The sequence below is a fragment of the Shinella sp. CPCC 101442 genome, assembly GCF_024704725.1.
GTDB lineage: Bacteria > Pseudomonadota > Alphaproteobacteria > Rhizobiales > Rhizobiaceae > Shinella.
The window spans coordinates 71083-88801 of the sequence record NZ_JALIQS010000001.1; the positions used below are offsets into that span (position 1 = coordinate 71083).

General features: G+C 63.5%; 21 protein-coding genes. 6 read left to right on the forward strand and 15 right to left on the reverse strand.

What is annotated here, in order from left to right:
• The first annotated feature begins 120 nt into the window (after positions 1-120).
• A complete protein-coding gene (locus MUO32_RS00355) occupies positions 121-687 on the forward strand; it encodes a pyridoxamine 5'-phosphate oxidase family protein (RefSeq protein ID WP_257946254.1) in 567 nt (188 codons plus the stop codon).
• Positions 688-694: 7 nt separating this feature from the next.
• On the opposite strand, the gene MUO32_RS00360 is transcribed toward MUO32_RS00355, so the two are convergent.
• The 6 genes from MUO32_RS00360 to MUO32_RS00385 form a co-directional block, all read right to left on the reverse strand.
• Positions 695-1192, reverse strand: a complete 498-nt coding sequence (locus MUO32_RS00360) for a hypothetical protein (RefSeq protein ID WP_257946255.1) — start codon at positions 1190-1192, stop codon at positions 695-697.
• 70 nt (positions 1193-1262) lie between these two features.
• Positions 1263-2015, reverse strand: coding sequence for an ABC transporter ATP-binding protein (locus MUO32_RS00365; RefSeq protein WP_257946256.1), 753 nt, complete (start codon positions 2013-2015; stop codon positions 1263-1265).
• Positions 2012-2845, reverse strand: a complete 834-nt coding sequence (locus tag MUO32_RS00370; RefSeq protein ID WP_257946257.1) for an ABC transporter ATP-binding protein — start codon at positions 2843-2845, stop codon at positions 2012-2014. Before MUO32_RS00370 ends, MUO32_RS00365 begins: the two co-directional genes overlap by 4 nt.
• The gene (gene nikC / locus MUO32_RS00375) at positions 2842-3762 is read right to left on the reverse strand and encodes a nickel transporter permease (RefSeq protein WP_257946258.1); all 921 of its coding nucleotides are present in this window, start codon (positions 3760-3762) and stop codon (positions 2842-2844) included. The genes MUO32_RS00370 and nikC overlap by 4 nt, the downstream gene beginning before the upstream one ends.
• Positions 3759-4826 (reverse strand): ABC transporter permease, encoded by a 1068-nt coding sequence (locus tag MUO32_RS00380; protein WP_374708570.1) that lies wholly within the window; start codon positions 4824-4826, stop codon positions 3759-3761. The genes nikC and MUO32_RS00380 overlap by 4 nt, the downstream gene beginning before the upstream one ends.
• Before the next feature lie 17 nt (positions 4827-4843).
• A complete protein-coding gene (locus MUO32_RS00385) occupies positions 4844-6493 on the reverse strand; it encodes an ABC transporter substrate-binding protein (protein ID WP_257946259.1) in 1650 nt (549 codons plus the stop codon).
• Between the two features lie 371 nt (positions 6494-6864).
• Between MUO32_RS00385 and MUO32_RS00390 the strand changes: the two genes are divergently transcribed.
• The 5 genes from MUO32_RS00390 (at position 6865) to MUO32_RS00410 (ending at position 10312) form a co-directional block, all read left to right on the forward strand.
• Positions 6865-7239, forward strand: a complete 375-nt coding sequence (locus tag MUO32_RS00390; protein WP_257946260.1) for a CidA/LrgA family protein — start codon at positions 6865-6867, stop codon at positions 7237-7239.
• Positions 7232-7930: an LrgB family protein gene (locus MUO32_RS00395; protein WP_257946261.1), complete on the forward strand. Its 699-nt coding sequence runs from the start codon at positions 7232-7234 to the stop codon at positions 7928-7930. Before MUO32_RS00390 ends, MUO32_RS00395 begins: the two co-directional genes overlap by 8 nt.
• A 137-nt stretch (positions 7931-8067) precedes the next feature.
• A complete protein-coding gene (locus tag MUO32_RS00400; RefSeq protein WP_257946262.1) occupies positions 8068-9303 on the forward strand; it encodes a DUF2325 domain-containing protein in 1236 nt (411 codons plus the stop codon).
• A 95-nt stretch (positions 9304-9398) separates the two neighbouring features.
• Entirely contained in the window at positions 9399-9887 is a 489-nt protein-coding gene (locus tag MUO32_RS00405) for a DMT family transporter (RefSeq protein ID WP_257946263.1), read from the forward strand.
• Positions 9884-10312, forward strand: a complete 429-nt coding sequence (locus MUO32_RS00410; RefSeq protein WP_257946264.1) for a DMT family transporter — start codon at positions 9884-9886, stop codon at positions 10310-10312. Before MUO32_RS00405 ends, MUO32_RS00410 begins: the two co-directional genes overlap by 4 nt.
• A gap of 3 nt (positions 10313-10315) precedes the next feature.
• On the opposite strand, the gene MUO32_RS00415 is transcribed toward MUO32_RS00410, so the two are convergent.
• The 9 genes from MUO32_RS00415 to MUO32_RS00455 all read right to left on the reverse strand — a co-directional run bounded on the left by MUO32_RS00415 (position 10316) and on the right by MUO32_RS00455 (position 17656).
• Positions 10316-11020, reverse strand: a complete 705-nt coding sequence (locus tag MUO32_RS00415; protein ID WP_257947134.1) for a cytochrome c3 family protein — start codon at positions 11018-11020, stop codon at positions 10316-10318.
• A gap of 2 nt (positions 11021-11022) precedes the next feature.
• Positions 11023-11514: a nitrate reductase cytochrome c-type subunit gene (locus MUO32_RS00420; RefSeq protein WP_257946265.1), complete on the reverse strand. Its 492-nt coding sequence runs from the start codon at positions 11512-11514 to the stop codon at positions 11023-11025.
• Entirely contained in the window at positions 11484-13988 is a 2505-nt protein-coding gene (napA, locus tag MUO32_RS00425) for a periplasmic nitrate reductase subunit alpha (protein ID WP_257946266.1), read from the reverse strand. Before napA ends, MUO32_RS00420 begins: the two co-directional genes overlap by 31 nt.
• On the reverse strand, positions 13963-14247 hold the full coding sequence (locus MUO32_RS00430; RefSeq protein WP_257946267.1) for a chaperone NapD: 285 nt from the start codon (positions 14245-14247) through the stop codon (positions 13963-13965). Before MUO32_RS00430 ends, napA begins: the two co-directional genes overlap by 26 nt.
• Positions 14240-14743 (reverse strand): ferredoxin-type protein NapF, encoded by a 504-nt coding sequence (gene napF, locus MUO32_RS00435; protein ID WP_257946268.1) that lies wholly within the window; start codon positions 14741-14743, stop codon positions 14240-14242. Before napF ends, MUO32_RS00430 begins: the two co-directional genes overlap by 8 nt.
• A 10-nt stretch (positions 14744-14753) precedes the next feature.
• Positions 14754-14909: a periplasmic nitrate reductase, NapE protein gene (gene napE, locus MUO32_RS00440; RefSeq protein WP_374708589.1), complete on the reverse strand. Its 156-nt coding sequence runs from the start codon at positions 14907-14909 to the stop codon at positions 14754-14756.
• A gap of 328 nt (positions 14910-15237) precedes the next feature.
• Positions 15238-16170: a U32 family peptidase gene (locus MUO32_RS00445; RefSeq protein ID WP_257946270.1), complete on the reverse strand. Its 933-nt coding sequence runs from the start codon at positions 16168-16170 to the stop codon at positions 15238-15240.
• An 11-nt stretch (positions 16171-16181) separates the two neighbouring features.
• Positions 16182-17159 (reverse strand): peptidase U32 family protein, encoded by a 978-nt coding sequence (locus MUO32_RS00450; RefSeq protein WP_257946271.1) that lies wholly within the window; start codon positions 17157-17159, stop codon positions 16182-16184.
• Positions 17150-17656, reverse strand: a complete 507-nt coding sequence (locus MUO32_RS00455) for an SCP2 domain-containing protein (protein WP_257946272.1) — start codon at positions 17654-17656, stop codon at positions 17150-17152. Before MUO32_RS00455 ends, MUO32_RS00450 begins: the two co-directional genes overlap by 10 nt.
• Between the last annotated feature and the right edge of the window lie 63 nt (positions 17657-17719).

A 17719-nucleotide genomic window follows, 5' to 3' on the forward strand; every position in this document is an offset into this window, starting at 1 on the left:
TTTCGGATGAAAGGGACTTCTCCCATAGCAGATTTTCTATCGCAATGAGAACGGCAAACTGTTTCGACAGCCCGATGAACCCGTGTTACAGAAGCGGAACACCCCACGACGGAGCAAGCTTTGACGGCAACCATTCTGGCCACGATCTGGGAACGTCTGGACGCCGCCGCGACGAGCCGGTCGCCCTTCAATTTCCTGCAGCTCGCCACGACTGGCGCGGACGGCGCGCCGCAGTTGCGCACCATCGTGCTGCGGGGTTGCAATGTCGAACGCGGAACGCTCTCCTTCGTCACCGACATGCGCTCTCCGAAAATTCGGGAGATCCAAGACGAGCCGCGCGTCGCCCTCGTCGGCTTCGATCCGACCGCATCGGTCCAGCTTCGACTTTCCGGCAAAGCCGCAATCGTCAGCGACGAGGCAGAGCGGCGCGCCATGTGGGAGGCGCTGCGCGAACGCACGCTGATCCTGTTCGACGCACCGCACGCGCCCGGGACCGTTCTGGGCGACGGCAACCAGCCCCTGGAGGCGGTCGAGCCCTCTGCGACCGGCAGCGCCTACGACCGCTTCGCCTTGGTCACCGTCACATTGACACGTCTCGAATGGCTCGACCTGTCCCCTCCTGACCACATCCGCTATGCGTTCGAGCGACAAGGGGCGGACTGGCGAGGCACACGGCTCGCACCGTGAGCAGTGCTCACTTCCATTCGTAGGCCTTGGCCGTCCTGTAGGGGCGCTCGGAAACGAAAACCGAGGGATCGTCGATTGCGGCGATATAGTGCAAGGCATCCGCCTCGTCGTTGAACCCGACAAACACCATCAGCATCGAGCGTGCAGCCGGATGGCCTTTCTTGCGGTAGGAGAAATTGACGGCGCAATGCGGATACTGCGTATCCAGCGTTTGCGTCGCCTCGCCGGTCAGGGCGATGAACTGGCCGAGGGCGAAGAAACGGTCGATCGCAGAAAAGGCGGTGGCCTGAGAAATCTGGCGGTTGGCATCCCCCGCCGTGGGGCGGCCATAGTAAAGGCTGTCCGTCTGGCCTTTGCGCCGTTTGGTCTCGTAGACGACGAGGCTGCCGCCGGCCGCCAGTTCCAGATGCACGTCGATGCTCTGGAAGAGGTCGGGACTGCGGTCCAGTTCCAAAAACAGGACGCGCAGATCCGCGATGTAATCGGCGTAGAGCGAAACGGTCATTGATATCATCCGGCTTGGCGATCGAAAGTGTCGCCTGCCCTATCATGCGCGCATCCGGCGGCAAACGGCTTTAAGCGGGATCGCGCCGAAAACCCTCGCTGGCAGTGAGCAGGCCGCGCGTATAGTCCTGCGTGACCTTGCGGGCGGCAAGATCGGTGGAAGCAAGCTGCTCCACCGCACGGCCGCTCTGCATGACCATCAGCCGGTCGCACATATGGGTAACGACGGCCAGGTCGTGGCTGACCATGACGAAGGTGAGGTTGCGGGTTGCGCGCAGCTGTTCGAGCAGGTTCAGCACCTCGGCCTGCACGGAAGCGTCAAGCGCCGAGGTCGGCTCGTCGAGCAGCAGGATGGACGGCTCGAGGATCAGCGCGCGGGCGATCGCCAAGCGCTGGCGCTGGCCACCGGAGAGCTGGTGCGAGTAGCGGAAGCGAAAACTCGCGCCCAGCCCCACCTCGTCGAGCGCACGCACGATACGCTCCTCGGCATCGTCGAAGCCGTGGATGGCGAGTGGCTCCAGCAGCAGCCGGTCGACCGTCTGGCGCGGGTGCAGCGAGCCATAGGGATCCTGAAAGACCATCTGAACCTTGCGGTAGAAAGCCTTGTCGCGCTTGCTGCCGAGCACGTTGCCATCGACCGTGATGGTGCCGGCGGAGACGGGCGCGAGCCCCGCAACGGCGCGCAGCAGCGTCGATTTTCCGGAGCCGGATTCACCGACCAGACCAAAGGACTCGCCCGGTGCAACCGTCAGGCTGACATCATCCAGCGCCACGAAGTCGTCGTACTCGACGCCGAGGCCGTCAATGGCGAGAGCCGGCGTCATAGTCTCCACTCCGGTTTGCGATCGAGCACGGGTAGCGGATGCCTGTCCGCGCCGATCTCAGGCATGCAGTTGAGCAGGCCGCGGGTATAGGGATGCTGCGCCTCGGAGAGCTTTGCCGCCGGCAGTTCCTCCACGATGCGGCCTGCATACATGACGATGACGCGGTCGCAGAACGAGGACACGAGGCGCAGGTCGTGCGAAATGAAGATCAACCCCATGCCACGCTCGACGACGAGCCGGTTGAGGATGGCGAGCACATCAAGCTGCACCGTCACGTCGAGCGCCGAAGTCGGCTCGTCGGCGATCAGCAGTTCGGGGCCGGCAATCAGCATCATGGCGATCATCGCGCGCTGCCCCATGCCGCCGGAAACTTCGTGCGGATAGAGGCCGAAGACGCGTTCGGGATCGCGGATCTGCACCGCAGCGAGCATGTCGAGCGCCCGCCTCTTCGCCTCCGCCTTGCCGACCGGCTCGTGTGTGCGCAGCGTCTCGACGATCTGGCGGCCGATGGTCATGACCGGATTCAGCGAATATTTCGGATCCTGCAGGATCATGGCGATGCGCTTGCCACGCAGCGCACGCCGCTCGGCTTTCGAAGCCTTGAGGATATCGGTGCCGTTGAAATCCAGCCTCTTGGCCTCGATGACACCATGCTCGGCCGTCAGGCCCATGATGGCACGGCCGGTCTGCGACTTGCCGGAACCGCTTTCGCCGACGATGCCCAACCGCTCGCGGCCAAGCGTGAAGGAGACACCGCGTACGGCTTCGATGACGCCCGTGCGCGTCGGGAAGGAGACCCGGAGGTCCTCGACGTCAAGCAGAGTGCTCATTGGCCGCTCCCGCGCGGGTCGAGCGCATCGCGCAGACCGTCGCCGAGCAGGTTGAAGCCGAGGCTGACGATAAGGATGGCAAAACCCGGGGCGGCGGCAACCCACCATTGATCGAGGATGAAGCGGCGACCGGACGCGATCATCGCGCCCCATTCCGGCAGCGGCGGCTGCGCGCCGAGGCCCAGGAAGCCGAGGCCGGCGGCCGTGAGGATGATGCCGGCCATGTCGAGCGTCACACGAACGATCAGCGAGGACATGCAGAGCGGCATGATATGGCGCAGCACGATGCGCCAGGGCGAGGCGCCCATCAGTTGCACGGCAAGAATATAGTCGGAATTTCGCACCGTCAGCGTCTCGGCCCGCGCGATACGCGCATAGGGCGGCCAGGAGGTGATGGCGATGGCGATGATGGCGTTGCCGATGCCCGGTCCGAGGGCGGCGACAAAGGCAAGCGCCAGCACGAGTTTCGGAAAGGCGAGGAAGATGTCGGTAATGCGCATCAGCACGGCATCCACCCAGCCGCCCGCATAGCCGGCGACCGTGCCGACGAGAAGGCCAATGGGGGCGGCGATGACCGCGACCAGCAACACGACCTGCAAGGTGAGGCGCGAACCGTAGATGAGACGAGAGAGGATATCGCGGCCCTGATCGTCCGTGCCGAGCCAGTGCCCCTGGCCCGGCGCCAGAAGGCGCGTCTTGGCGAGGTCGCCGATATAGGGCGAATGGGGCGCGATGAACGGCGCGAAGACGGCGAGAAAGACCAGACCGAGGATGATGACGAGGCCGATGACGGCAAGGCGATTGGCGGTAAACCGCCGCCAGGCGACATAGGCACGGCCGAGCCTCGCCTGCAGGCGCGATTGCGGCCGGTCGGTCAGAAGCCATTCGCGACGGGTCATGGTGGCGGCCTCGCTCATCGTGTCCTCGTTCTGGGATCGAGCATGCGGTAGAGCACGTCGGAGAGAAGGTTGATGGCGATGAAGACGGAACCGATGACGATAGTGCCGCCGAGCACCGCGTTCATGTCGGCGTTTTGCAGGGAATTGGTGATGTAGAGACCCAGCCCCGGCCAGGCGAATACGGTTTCCGTCAACACCGAGCCTTCGAGCAGGCCGGCATAGGAGAGCGCGATCACCGTGACGAGCGGCACGGCGGCGTTGCGCAATGCATGGCCCCAGATGATGCGGGTCTCCGACAGGCCTTTCGCCCGGGCGGCGACGATGTATTCCTGGCCAAGTTCGTTCAGCATGAAGGAGCGCGTCATGCGGCTGATATAGGCCATGGAGAAATAGCCGAGCAGCGAGGCTGGCAGGATGATGTGCGAGACGATATCGCGGAAGGCCGCCCAGTCGCGGTTGATGATCGCGTCCAGCAGGAAGAAGCCGGTGATGGGCGTGAACGTATATTCGAACACGACATCGATGCGGCCGGGGCCGGAGACCCAGCCGAGGCGCGCATAAAAGACGAGCAGCGCCAGAAGGCCAAGCCAGAAGATCGGCACCGAATAACCGACGAGGCCGACGATGCGCACCACCTGATCGACAATGCTGCCGCGCCGGACGGCCGCGAGCACGCCGAGCGGAATACCGAGGAGCGCGCCGAAGATCGTCCCGACCGTGGCAAGCTCCATCGTCGCGGGGAAAACGCGGCGGATGTCGGTCATGACGGGATTGGTCGTCAGCACCGAGGTGCCGAAATCCCCCTGGAACACACCTTTCAGGTAGAGCCAGAACTGCTGATAATACGGCAGATCGAACCCCATTTCCTGCCGTACGCGCTCGACCACATGGGCAGGCGCACGATCGCCGACGATCGCCAGCACCGGATCGATCGGCACGACGCGGCCGATGAAAAAGGTGACGGCAAGCAGGCCGAGATAGGTGGTGGCGACGACGACAAGAAAGCCGGCGACCGATTTCAGCCTCTCAAAGGCGCGCCGGTTGGCGCGCCTTGCCGGCTTGTGTCTAGCAGCAGTGTTCAAGGAACCGTTCCTTCAGGTCATTCCTTGGTCACGGTCGAAAGGAAGTTGGTGTCCATCGTCGGTCCGAGCTTGTAGTTCTGCACCACGCCGCGGATGCCGGCCGCTTCCGTCTGCTGGAAGATCATGACGAAGGGGCTGGTTTCCAGCGCCTTCTGCTGCAGCGCCTCATACATCGCGGCGCGCTTGTCGTTGTCACGCTCGAGAAGGGCGGCCTTGGATTCGGCTGTCAGTTCCGGAATGTCCCAGGCATTGCGCCAGGCGAGCGTCTTGACCGAGGCGTCGTCGCCATTGTCTGGGTTGGAAGTGAAGGCTTCGCCATTCGAGTTCGGATCCCAGTAGTCCATGCCCCACTGGCCGATATAAAGGTCGTGGTTGCGGGCGCGGTACTTGGTCAGCGTCTGCTTACCGTCCCCGGGAATGATCTCGATCTTCACGCCGGCCTGGCCGGCGGTCTGCTGGAAGGATTCGGCAATGCCGGTCACCGGCTGCGTGTTACGCACGTCGAAGGTCACGGAGAAGCCGTCCTTCAGGCCTGCCTTCTCCAGCAGTTCCTTGGCCTTCGCCACGTCGAACTTGTAGGGGCTCGCCTCCAGCGCGCCGAGCACGCCCTTGGCCTGATAGGTCTGGCGGATTTCGCCGATGCCCTTGATGAGGGTCGCACCGATCGCGTCATAGTCGACGAGATACTTGAAAGCCTCGCGCACCTCGGGCTTGGAGAGGTTTTCGTTCTTCTGGTTGAGGCTGATGTAATAGACCGTGCCCTTCGGCGCGCTTGTCGTCTGGAGGTCCGCATTCTTGGAAACGGCGTCGAGATCGCCCGGCTCCAGGTTGCGGGCAACATCGACGTCGCCGGCTTCCAGCATCAGGCGCTGCGTCGCGCTTTCCTTGACGTGGCGGTAGATGACGCGGGTCAGCGCCGGCTTTTCGCCATAGTAGTTGTCGTTGCGCTCCAGAACGAGGATTTCGTTGGCACGCCAGTCGCGGATCTTGAACGGGCCGGAGCCGGCATAGTTGGTCTTCAGCCAGCCATAGCCGAAATCGGTGTCGTACTTGTACTCGTCGCTCGGCGTCTTGGCTTCGGCGTGCTCCATCACCAGCTTCTTGTCGAGCACGGCGCCGACGGTGGCGGTGAGGCAGTTCAGCACGAAGCTCGGCGCATAGGCCTTGTCGACGGTGAAGACGAAGGTGTTTTCGTCCAGGGCCTTGGCTTTTTCAGCAACGTTGTCGCCCGTCAGGCCGAACTGGGTGAGGATGAAGGCGGGGCTCTTGTCGAGCTTGACGACACGCTCGAAGGACCAGGCGACATCCTCGGCGGTGACCGGGTTGCCGGAGGCGAACTTGATGCCGGGCTTCAGCTTGAACGTATAGGTGAGGCCATCGTCGGAAACGGTCCAGCTGTCGGCGATGCCGCCCTTGACCTTGGTCGTGTCGGCGATATCGAGGCGAACAAGCATGTCATAGGCGTTGCCGATGAACTCGGCCGGTGACAGTTCGAAGGATTCGGCCGGATCGAGCGTGATCGTATCGTCGATTGCCCAGGCCTGGACCAGCGTATCGGCCGGCGTTTCCGCAAAGGCCGGCGCCATGCCGCCCGAAACGAGCAGCAGCGAGAAGGCGGTGCCCGCGAGCAGAGGGCGAATGCGGCTGGTGATCTTTTCCCTGTTCATTTCCGTTCCCCGTTTAACACGATTGTCCTTTTGGCATCCGATCGGGCGGATGTCATTTTCGTAAGTCAATCATACTATTGAGGGGAAAGACAACCCTTCTTTCTGGCTGTCCCCACTCCTTGAGAAAGAGGCATCTGACCTCCTGCTCAAGCGACGTGCAAACGCAGAGCGCGGAACCGGCGGCGGCGGATCAGACGACGTCGTCGTCCATCGGCGCAAATCTCGATCCTGCCTTTTGGGGCGGTGGATTTAACGGCCGAACGCCTTTAATCCTTCCATCAACCGGCGCGCCTCATCCCTCCGGCAACGGCCCTTCCGTTGGGCTGGATTGGCGACATCCGGTGTCGGGACACGGAACGAGGAGAGCACGCATGCTTGTCGGAATAACGATCCTTCTGGTCTTCCAATTGATCGGCGAAGTCACAGCCTATTTTCTCGGCGGCTTCGTACCCGGTCCGGTCATCGGCATGGCGATGATCGCGGTGGTCCTGACGCTGACAGGCGGCGTAAAAATGCTTGAGCCGGCCCACCGGCAGACCCTGGAAACCTCGCGGTCGATTCTCGCCAATCTCGGCATTCTCTTCGTGCCGGCCGGGGTCGGCATCATTCAGCACCTCGATCTCATTCGTGACCGCGGTTTTGCGCTCCTCGCCATCGTTCTGCTGTCGACGGTCATCACGCTCGCGGTGACGGTCTGGGTCTTCATATTGGTGAAGCGTCTTTCGGGAGGCTATGCCGATGAATAACGCTCTCTGGGTCTATCTCGCCACCTCGCCCCTTCTCTGGCTCGCAGGTACGCTGGTCGTCTGGCTCGCTGCGACGGCCATGGCGGGCCTGCGTCCCGGCAATCCGCTTCTCAACCCGATCATGCTCACCATTGCCCTGATCGCTGCCGTGCTCTGTTTCGCCGGCATCGAGTACAAGACCTATTTCGAGGGTGCGCAATTCATCCACTTTCTGCTGGGGCCGGCGACCGTCGCGCTCGGCATCCCGCTCTACGAAAAGCTCTCGCTGGTAAAGAGCAATCTGGTCCCCATGCTGGCCGCCCTCGTCGTCGGCAGTCTGACCGCTGTGGGCGCCACCGTCTTCTTCGCCCATCTCTTCGGCTTCTCGCCTTCCGTCGTCGCCTCGCTTGCGCCGAAATCCACCACGGCGGCCGTCGCCATGGCCATCTCCTCAGGCCTTCAAGGCGACCCGGCATTGACCGCCGCTGTCGTCGTGCTGACCGGCATCTGCGGCGCCATCATCGTCACGCCGATGATGAACGCCATGCGGATCAAGGATTACAGCGCCCGCGGCTTTGCCGTCGGGCTCGCCTCGCACGGCATCGGCACGGCACGCGCCTATTCCGTGGATCCGGTCGCCGGGCTGTTTTCCGGCATCGCCATGGGCCTCAATGCCGTCCTGACCTCCTTGATCGTCCACCTCTTCCTGTAACGGCATTCAAGCCCTGAAGGATACGCAGGGCTTGAATGCAGCGGCCGGCCCGACCGGCCTAGCATAGCCGCCCGGGACAGCGGCATACGCTTCCCATTCGTTATGTTTTATGAAATATAACGTTGAAAGGATATGCCATGCCGACCCAACCCCGCCTCCTGCCACCATCCGTTTCCATGCCGATTCCCCTCCCCTCTAGCGCGAGGGCACCGGATACCGCGGCAGAAAAGGCAAGCTCCCAGCGCCTGAAGACCTGGGATATTCCCACCGCCTTTCATTGCTCGATCATCGGCACCTGCCTGACGAATAGCGAATTGCGACAGATCCTGCTCAAGGCAGGCCAGGAGGACGCGAAAGCCGCCACGGACCATGGCCTGCATGGGCGCGGCGTGCGCCTGGCAGGCCAGCGCGACCAGGCGGCGAAACTGCTCAACAAGGCGCTCGACAAACGCCATGAGGCCAGCATCAAGCGCATCCCCCGGCAGGCGGACGAGACGATGCTCCGACGCATCTGGCGAGAGAGTTTCGACCGCGGCGACATTGCCGGCCCCTATTGGGCGCTGATCAGCCATCCGGCCACGCCGCCGGGCCTCGTGCGTGACATTTTCGGCGAGGTCCATATGCTCTCGCATCTCGTCGGCAGCGCCAGCCGCCTCGACATCGCCCGCCTGACCCGGCTCGAAAGGGAACTGGAAGACGAGCGGGAAAAGACCGCCCGCCAGGAAACACGCTTGAAGGTCGCCGCCGAGGAGCGCATCGCCTTGCAACAGCGCATCCGCCATTTGGAGGAGCGAGCCGTGCAGGCAGAAGCCTTGGCCGCCCATGCCCGGCGCGCGCGACAACAGGAGACCATTCCCGCCGGGCGCACCGAAACCGACGCCCCCCGCTCCGATGCGCTTGCCCGGCGCCTCGCGGCGACCGAGGAGCGCTGCGGCGCCCTGCAGCGTGAGCTGGAGCAATTGCAGGACCTCTCCCATTCGGTCCTGCGCGAAAACGAAGCCCTCGAGGCGATCGTCGCCGCCGAGGATCGGCATGCGACCAAGAACGTCACCACACAGACGGCCGGTCCTGTGCTCTATGTCGGCGGCAGGCGCAACCTGTTCGATCACCTCAGGGCCTGCGCGGAAAACCGCAATGTCGATCTCCTCCTGCACGACGGCGGCATGGAGGACAGCACGACGCTGCTGCCGGCCCTTGTCGGACAGGCGGCAACCGTCCTCTTCCCGGTCGATCACATCAGCCACGCGGCCGTCGGCCTCGTGAAGCGCCTGTGCCGCGAACAGGGAAAATCCTACCTTCCCCTGCGCTCCGCCGGCCTCGCAAGCTTCCTCGCGGCGATAACGGGCGCGGGCGGCGCCTATGGACGGCTCTAGCGCAAAAGCCGGCTTGATCTTCGGCCGCTTTGCTGACAGGAGCCGAGGAGAACGGTGCGGACGATCGGGTCGGCAACCGTGCGGGAGGCCCGACGATGCGTTCCAGCCCACAAGACCAGACCCATTCCCATCCGCTCGGCTTTCTCGTCGCCTTCGGCACCGGCGGCCTGCTCGCTTTGATGGTGCAGCTCAACGGCGCTCTGGCGCATTACGGCAATTCGCTGTTTTCCTCCTGGACCGCGCATGCGACGGGAACGGTCGCGGCGCTGCTGTTCCTTCTCGTGCTGCCCCGCCGCAGCACGGCCCTCGAACCACGACCACCCGCACCGCTCTGGGCCTATCTCGGCGGGCTCTCGGGTGCGGCGACCGTCGTTCTCTCCTCCATGGCCGTGAACTCACCCGCCGGTCTTCCCGGCACGCTTGCGCTCGGGCTTGCCGGCCAGTTGGCCTTCGGGTTGGCAGCCGATGGCTGGGGCCTGTTCGGCCTGCCGAAGCGGCGCATTTCCCTGCGCGATTTCGCAGCCCTTGCGCTGGTTCTGGCCGGTAGCCTGCTCATCCTTCTCGCAGGAAATGTCACCGCATGAGCCCGTTCATCCTGATCGCCTGCTCCGCCGGCCTTCTCGTCGGCCTCAGCCGCCAACTCAACGGCCGGCTCAGCCTTTCGACCTCCCCGCTGATCGCCTCCTTCTGGAACCATCTTGTCGGTTTCGTCGCCCTGACGGCGCTCGGGCTGATCGTCGGCGGCCTGTGGCCTGCCAGTGCAGCCGACGCACCGTGGTACGCCTATCTCGGCGGTCCGATCGGCGTCGTCTTCGTAGCGCTGAGCAGCTGGCTCGTCGCGCGCATCGGCGCGGTCAACACTGCCCTCCTGATCATCGGCGGGCAGATGGTCTGCGGTCTTGCGATCGACCTCCTGCAATCCGGAAAACTGTCGCTCTGGCTTTCCAGTCTCGGCGTCGTGCTCATCATGGCCGGCATGCTGGTCGCCCAGCGCCGGCCACGCGGCTGACGTCTAGAACGTCGTCACGCCATGCGCGCTGGCAACCGCCCGGCGCAGGTCGCCGATGGCATCGTTTGAGGCCGCTGGAAGCTCGTTCCCTTCCAGTTCCTTCGGCATCTTCCAGCCGGGCTCGACACCTTTCATGTTCGGCAGTTCGTGCGCGATACCCTTGTGGCAATCGATACAGGTCGCCTTGCCCGGCAGGAGATACTTCGCGTGAATGTCGGCGGCACGCTGGGTCTGCTTGGTGAAATCCATCGCCACGGCGGAATGGCAGTTGCGGCATTCCAGGCTGTCGTTCGCCTTCAGGCGCGCCCATTCGTGTTTGGCGAGTTCCAGCCGCTTGTCGAGGAATTTTTCACGCGTGCTGATCGTGCCGAAGATCTTGCCCCAGACTTCCTTCGAGGCCTGCATCTTGCGGGCGATCTTGTCGGTCCACTGGTGTGGCACATGGCAATCCGGACAGGAGGCGCGCACGCCCGAGCGGTTGGTGAAATGCACGGTGTTCGTCAGTTCCTGATAGACGTTGTCCTTCATCTCATGACAGGAGGTGCAGAATTTCTCGGTGTTGGTCAGCTCCAGCGCCGTGTTGAAGGCGCCCCAGAACATCACGCCGCCGACGAAGCCGCCGAGCGTCAGAAAGGCGAGGCTGAGGGTCGCCGCCGGCGTCGTCAGGATGGTCCAGACCCAGACGATGAGTTCCTTGATGCGCGCCATCATCACTCGCTTCCCGCATTGGTGACGCCAAGCTCGCTCATGTCCTTGAAGGTATTGCCGACGAGCGGTTTCTTATCCGCCTGCGGCACGTGGCAGGCAGTGCAGAAGTAGCGGCGCGGCGAGACGTCGGCGAGCATCTGGCCCTCACGCGTCATGTAATGGGTGACGCTGATCATCGGCGCGCCGGCATCCTGCGAGAACTCGCGCTTGTGGCAGGAGAGACAGCGGTTGGCATTGACCGAAAGCTGGTAGCCGTCGATCGAATGCGGAATGATCGGCGGCTGCTCGGGATAGGCGCGCATGCGCCTGATATCGTCGACGATCCACTTCGGCAGCGGATCGGCCGGCACCTCCTGCATCTTGTCTCCATCGGGACCGGAGAGCTGCGGCACCATCTGCGCCATGGCGCTGGTGGCGATGACGGCGGCGCTGAGCACAGCCAGCATCCATCCCTTGCGGAAGGTTATGCGACGGGTTCGATCTTGACTGCGCATTTCTTGAAATCCGTCTGTTTCGAGATGGGATCGGTGGCGTCGAGCGTGACCTTGTTGATGAGCTGGCTGGCATCGAACCACGGCACGAAGATCACGCCTGGCGGCATGCGGTTGCGCCCGCGGGTCTCGACGCGCGAGCGGATTTCGCCGCGCCGCGAGATGATGCGGATTTCCGAGCCTTGGTTGAGGCCGCGCTTGCGAGCGTCGTCGGCGTTCATGAAGCAGCGCGCGCCCGGGAAGGCCTTGAAGAGTTCGGGCACGCGCATGGTCATCGAGCCGGAATGCCAATGCTCCAGCACGCGGCCGGTGACGAGCCAGGTGTCGAACTCATCGTCAGGCGATTCAGCCGGCGGCTCGTACGGCACCGCGATGATCGCCGCCCTGCCGTCCTTGTTGCCGTAGAATTTGACGCCCTCGCCGGGCTTCACATAGGGGTCGTAACCTTCGCGGTAGCGCCAGAGCGTCTCCTTGCCATCGACGACCGGCCAACGCAGGCCGCGCCCCTCGTGATAGGTGTCGTAGGGAGCCAGGTCGTGGCCATGGCCGCGGCCGAAGGCGGCATATTCCTCGAACAGCCCCTTCTGGAGGTAAAAGCCGAAGTGCTGGGCCTCGTTGTTGTCGTGCTCCGGCTTGACCTCGCTGATCGGGAACTTTGCGACATCGCTTTCGGCGAAAAGCACCTGATAGAGCGTCTTGCCCTTGTAAGCGGGGTTCGCGGCCAGAAGGTCCGCAGGCCAGACCTCGTCGGTGGTGAAGCGCTTGGAGAACTCCACCATCTGCCAGAGGTCGGAGCGCGCTTCGCCCGGCGCCTGTACCAGCTGGTGCCAGACATGGGTTCGCCGCTCGGCATTGCCGTAGGCGCCTTCCTTCTCCACCCACATGGCGGCGGGCAGGATGAGGTCGGCGCTCATCGCCGTGATCGTCGGATAGGCATCCGAGACGACGATGAAATTGTCCGGATTGCGATAGCCCAGATAGGTCTCGTTGGAGGTGTTGGGACCGGCCTGGACGTTGTTGTTGACCTGCACCCAGTAGAAATTCAGCTTGCCGTCGCGCAGCATGCGATCCTGCTGCACGGCGTGATAACCGGGCTTTTCCGGGATGATGCCATGCGGAACACGCCAGATCTCCTCCGCGTGCTTGCGGTGCTCGGGGTTGGTCACCGTCATATCGGCCGGCAGGCGATGGGCGAAGGTGCCGACCTCGCGCGCCGTGCCGCAGGCAGACGGCTGGCCGGTCAGCGAGAACGGGCTGTTGCCGGGCTCGGAAATCTTCCCCGTCAACAGATGCAGGTTATAGACCATCTGGTTGGCCCATACACCGCGCACATGCTGGTTGAAGCCCATGGTCCAGAGCGACATGACCTTGCGGTTCGGGTCGGCATAGAGTTCGGCAAGCTGCTTGAGGAAGCCGGCTTCGACGCCGGTCATCTCGACGGCCTTTTCCAGCGTGTATTCCGCAACGAAAGCCTTGAAGGCCTCGAAGTCGATCGCCTCGGTCTTGGTCGGATCGGCCGCGTTCGCCGCCTTCACCTCCAGCGGATTGTCGGGGCGCAAGCCATAGCCGATATCCGTGACGCCCCGCACGAACTTCGTGTGGTTTCGAACGAAATCCTCGTTCACCCGGCCGGTCTGGATGATGTGATTGGCGATGTAGTTGAGGATGACGAGGTCCGTGCCCGGCTTGAAGACCATCGGGATGTCGGCCAGGTCCATGCTGCGATGGGTGAAGGTTGAGAGAACCGCCACGCGCACATGCTCATGGCCGAGCCGCCGGTCGGCGATGCGTGTCCAAAGGATCGGATGCATCTCCGCCATGTTCGAGCCCCACAGCACGAAGGCATCGGCATGCTCGAAATCGTCGTAGCAGCCCATCGGCTCGTCCATGCCGAAGGTACGCATGAAGGCGTAAGCCGCCGAGGCCATGCAATGGCGGGCATTCGGGTCGAGATTGTTCGAGCGGAAGCCGGCGCGCATCAGCTTGGTCGCGGCATAACCTTCGAAGATCGTCCACTGGCCGGAACCGAACATGCCGAGCGCCGTCGGCCCCTTCTCCTTCAACACCTTCTTGGCCTGTTCCGCCATCACATCGAAGGCCTCTTCCCAGGTCACCGGCTCGAACTCGCCGTCCTTGGCGTAGGCGCCGTCGCGCTTGCGCAGCAACGGTGCCGTCAGGCGGTCGGCACCGTACATGATCTTGGACAGGAAGTAGCCCTTGATGCAGTTGAGGCCGCGGTTGACCTCGGCCTGCATGTCGCCATGCGTGGCGACGACCTTACCTTCCTTGACGCCCACCATGACGCCGCAACCCGTGCCGCAGAAGCGGCAGGGTGCCTTGTCCCACTTGATTTCCAGCGCGCTCACCCCGCCCGGTACCGGCTGGGCGGCGACCGGCAGCGCAATGCCGGCCGCCGCCGCAGCGACGCCCGCCGCCTGGGCCTTCAGGATGTCACGCCGCGTCAGTTCGCTGCCCATCAGCCTCGTTCCCTTCCATTTCGACATGTTCGAAAACCATGTTTGCGGCGATCACACCGTCGAGGAGCGAGATGCGCATCAGCGTATCTCCGAGCACGCCGGTCGATGGCCCCTCGATGACGATGACGATCTTGCCTTTGTCCGCACCGTACACCTCGACATTGTCGAACTCGGCAAGTGCGGTCAGCACGCCGTCGATCGCCACGGGTCTTGTGGCGATCACGGCGCTGGAAATGTGATGTTGCCGCCGATCAGGCATAGGCGGCCTCCGCTTCTCGCGGCGCCGGCGCTATCGCACCGACGGGACAGACGGAGATGCAGGCACCGCAGCCCGTGCAGGCTTCGGCCAGCAACTCCGGTACAAACGGCCCGCCACGCACGGGGCGAAAACGGATCGCGCCGGTGGGACAGCCATCCCGGCAGGCCTGACAATCGACGCGCTGGAATGGCAGGCACGAGGTTTCGATGGCGACGATGTGGGCAAAGCTGGTGGCCGGGGCGCCGGTGAACACCGGCTCCGGACAGTGTTGCGCGCAGGCGCCGCAGAAAGTGCATTCGCCGACCGAAAAATCGAGCACCGGCAACCGGTCGACAAGACTGACGATCTGGCTCGGACAGCGTTCGACACAGGCGCCGCAGCCCGTGCACGCGGCAAGCGACGCCTCTTCGATCCCAGGCGGACGAATATGGACGGATGCGTTTCGACGACCGCCTCTCAGGAAATCCCGTCTCGATACCGTTTCGCGCCGCTCCATCGTCGCGCCCTCAATGGGCCGGCGGGCCGGGAGGCCCATAGATGATCTGGAGCCCCCATACCAGAAAGCCGTAGCCGCCCACGATGCCGACGGCGACGATAGGCCAGATTCCGAAAGCCAGAATGAGGAAGGTGATCAATTCGCGGCGGCGCGTGGATTTCGACACCTGCGGCGACGTATGTTCTGTCGAGACTTCGGACAAGGTTCACTTCCTCCGACGCAAGATCATTGACGCGATAGTAGCACTGGAGAACTGAAAATAAAGCAGAAAAAACTAAACTATTCCACTCATGATAATACTTGTCAAATATCAACAAGCGATATATATTAATAAATATAACGAAGATCGAGAAACCCTTCAGTTCATCTCGCCAAAATAGAGAGCGCAGACTAAAAAGCGAAATAAAATTAGAATAATTGAATGTAAAAATTCCCATATGTTTTAAAAGTGTTTTACCTATCTACAAGTGGAGCAGCCATCCGAACCACGCGCCTCAGCCATGCCCCAGGCCCGCGGACCGGCCTCGTGAAACCCAGGCGGCCCCTTCCTGCTGATGCAGGAAGCCGTTCGAAAAGCGCACACCCGGATAGGCCTTCGCCAATTCCACAAGTGCCTCTTCGCCGTCCATACGCCCGTCGAGCACCGTGCGGTAGAGCGCCGCGACGCGGACCATGTCGCAGTCCTGCGGCGAGAGCCGGATACGGGAAAGACCCGCATCGACCAATGGCGCGAGATCGTCGAGCAGGACGGCGCAACTGCTGGACATGGTCTGCACGCCGTTGAGCACCAGGAAGGACTGGCGGTCGAGCGTGCGCAACGGCAGACCGTCCGGGTCGCCGCCGCAGATGAACTGGCAATTGTCCTTGGTCAGCCCCTTCGAGCGCGCATGGGCACAGCGCGCGGAGATGGCCAGCGGCATACGGCCGAAAGCGAAGAGTTCGAAGGAAAAACCGGGCATGGCTTCAAGCATCCGATGGACGGAGGTAGCAGGAAGCTCCGGCGGCAGGCAGATAGTGTTCGCTCCGCGCGCAGCAAGCGTGCGCGCCGTGGCGGCATTGTAGACATTGACCAGCGGACCGATCGAATGCGGCTGCCCCTTGAGCAGGCCAAGCGCGGAGAGGTCGTTCGCTTCCACCGCATGAACGCTATCGCGGATGAGATCGCGCACCTGCCGGCTTTCGCGCTCCAGGGTCACCATCGCGAGCGTCGAGAGCGTCACCTCTTTGCCGGCCGCCTCCAGCCGCTCGATGACCTCGGCGACATGCGGCTCGCTGAAATGCTGGCGCTTGGAACAGACCGTCTCGCCCAGCGTGACATACTCGACCGCAGCTTCGTCGGCGATGCGGAAATAGAAATCCCGCCACTTCGGCCCGTCCCACAAATAGTAGACCGGCCCGAGGCTCAGGGCTGCCCGCTTCATTTTCATCCTGTCATCTCCTAACGCCAGCGCTTGTCGTAGGCGCCGGAGGTGGTGCGCTGGCCTTCGCTCATCGTCCGCAATCGGGAAACGAGGGCAGAGCGTTCCGCCGGGGTCGCGCCGAGCGCTTTCTTCAGCGAGGAAACCACCTCGGCGACATAGGCCTTGCCGCGTTGCCGCCCCTCTATCTTCAGCGCCGAGACGCCAGCCGCCTTCAACGCGTCGATCTCGTCGATCACATCGAGCGAGACCGGGTCCTCGAAGGCGTAGCCTTCCGTGCCACCGACATCGAAGCGGCCTTTGCAGAGCGTCGGATAGCCGGAGGCCTCGCCGGGCCCGAAGCGATTGATCGTGTAGGCGCCGAGTTCGGAGACGAGCGCGCCCTCCTCCTCCCGGTAGCGCACATGGCTTGCCGGCGAACACACGCCGTTCATGTTCGGCGACTTGCCTGTCGCGTAGGAGGACAGCGAGCAGCGCCCCTCCGCCATCACGCAAAGACCGCCAAAGGCAAAGACCTCCACCTCGCAATCGATCTGCCGGGTGAGGCGGGCAATGTCCTGAACTGTCAGCACGCGCGGCAGCACCACGCGCTTGGCAGCGAAGGCTTCTACGAGGAAGCGGATCGCATCCGGGTTCGAGGCCGAGGCCTGGACGGAGACATGCAGCCGTTGCTCCGGATATCGCTCAGCCACATAGGCCATCAGCCCGAAATCGGCGACGATGAGAGCGTCTGCCCCCAGCGCCACCGCGTCGTCGGCGGCGGCATACCAGAGGGCCTCGTCGCCGGCCCGCATGAAGGTGTTGAGGGCAACGAAGGTCTGTACGCCCTTGCGGCGGGCGAGCATGATCGACTGGCGCAGCTCCTCTCGGCTGAAATTGAGGCCCGGGAAATTGCGCGCATTGGTCTCGTCGCGAAAACCGCAATAGACGGCATCCGCTCCGGCTTCCAGCGCCTCGCGGAAAGCGGCGGGCGTGCCGGCGGGGCAGATCAGTTCCATGCCGCGTCCCTCCCTTCGAGCGCCCGCGCCCGGATGTGGCGGGCCGCAGCCGCCACCAGCGGCGAAAACGGGCCTGCCAGCGCGCCAAATTCCCTCGGCAGGTCGATGGCGCTGTCATCAAGCGTGTTGCGCAGTGCCAGCATCGCTTCCATGTCGCCGGTGACGGAGAGATCGCGCGAGAAAAACAGCGCGTCGGCATCGCAGCGCCCTTCCAGCAGGCCGAGCAGCAGCGCGAGCGGCCCCTCGATGCGCGCATCGGCCAAGGGCGGCTCACCACGCGAAACGGCAAGCGACTGGGCCGCCGGCACGACGCGGAAATGCAGCGGCAGGTCGCAGGGCGAGAAACAGTAACGCGTCTGCTTGTACTGCCCGAGCCGGTCGAAGAGATCGGGGTGCGCCTTCAGCACGCTGGAAAAGATCGCACGCGCCACGCGCTCCACGAACCAGAGCGGCGCGATTTCGACAGGTTTGGCAAGGAGGGGAGGAAGGGTGGGCATGCGGGTTCGCCTTGGCGGGAATGAATGCGCAAAGCCTAGGGAGCGTTGACCCGGGGGAGTTTG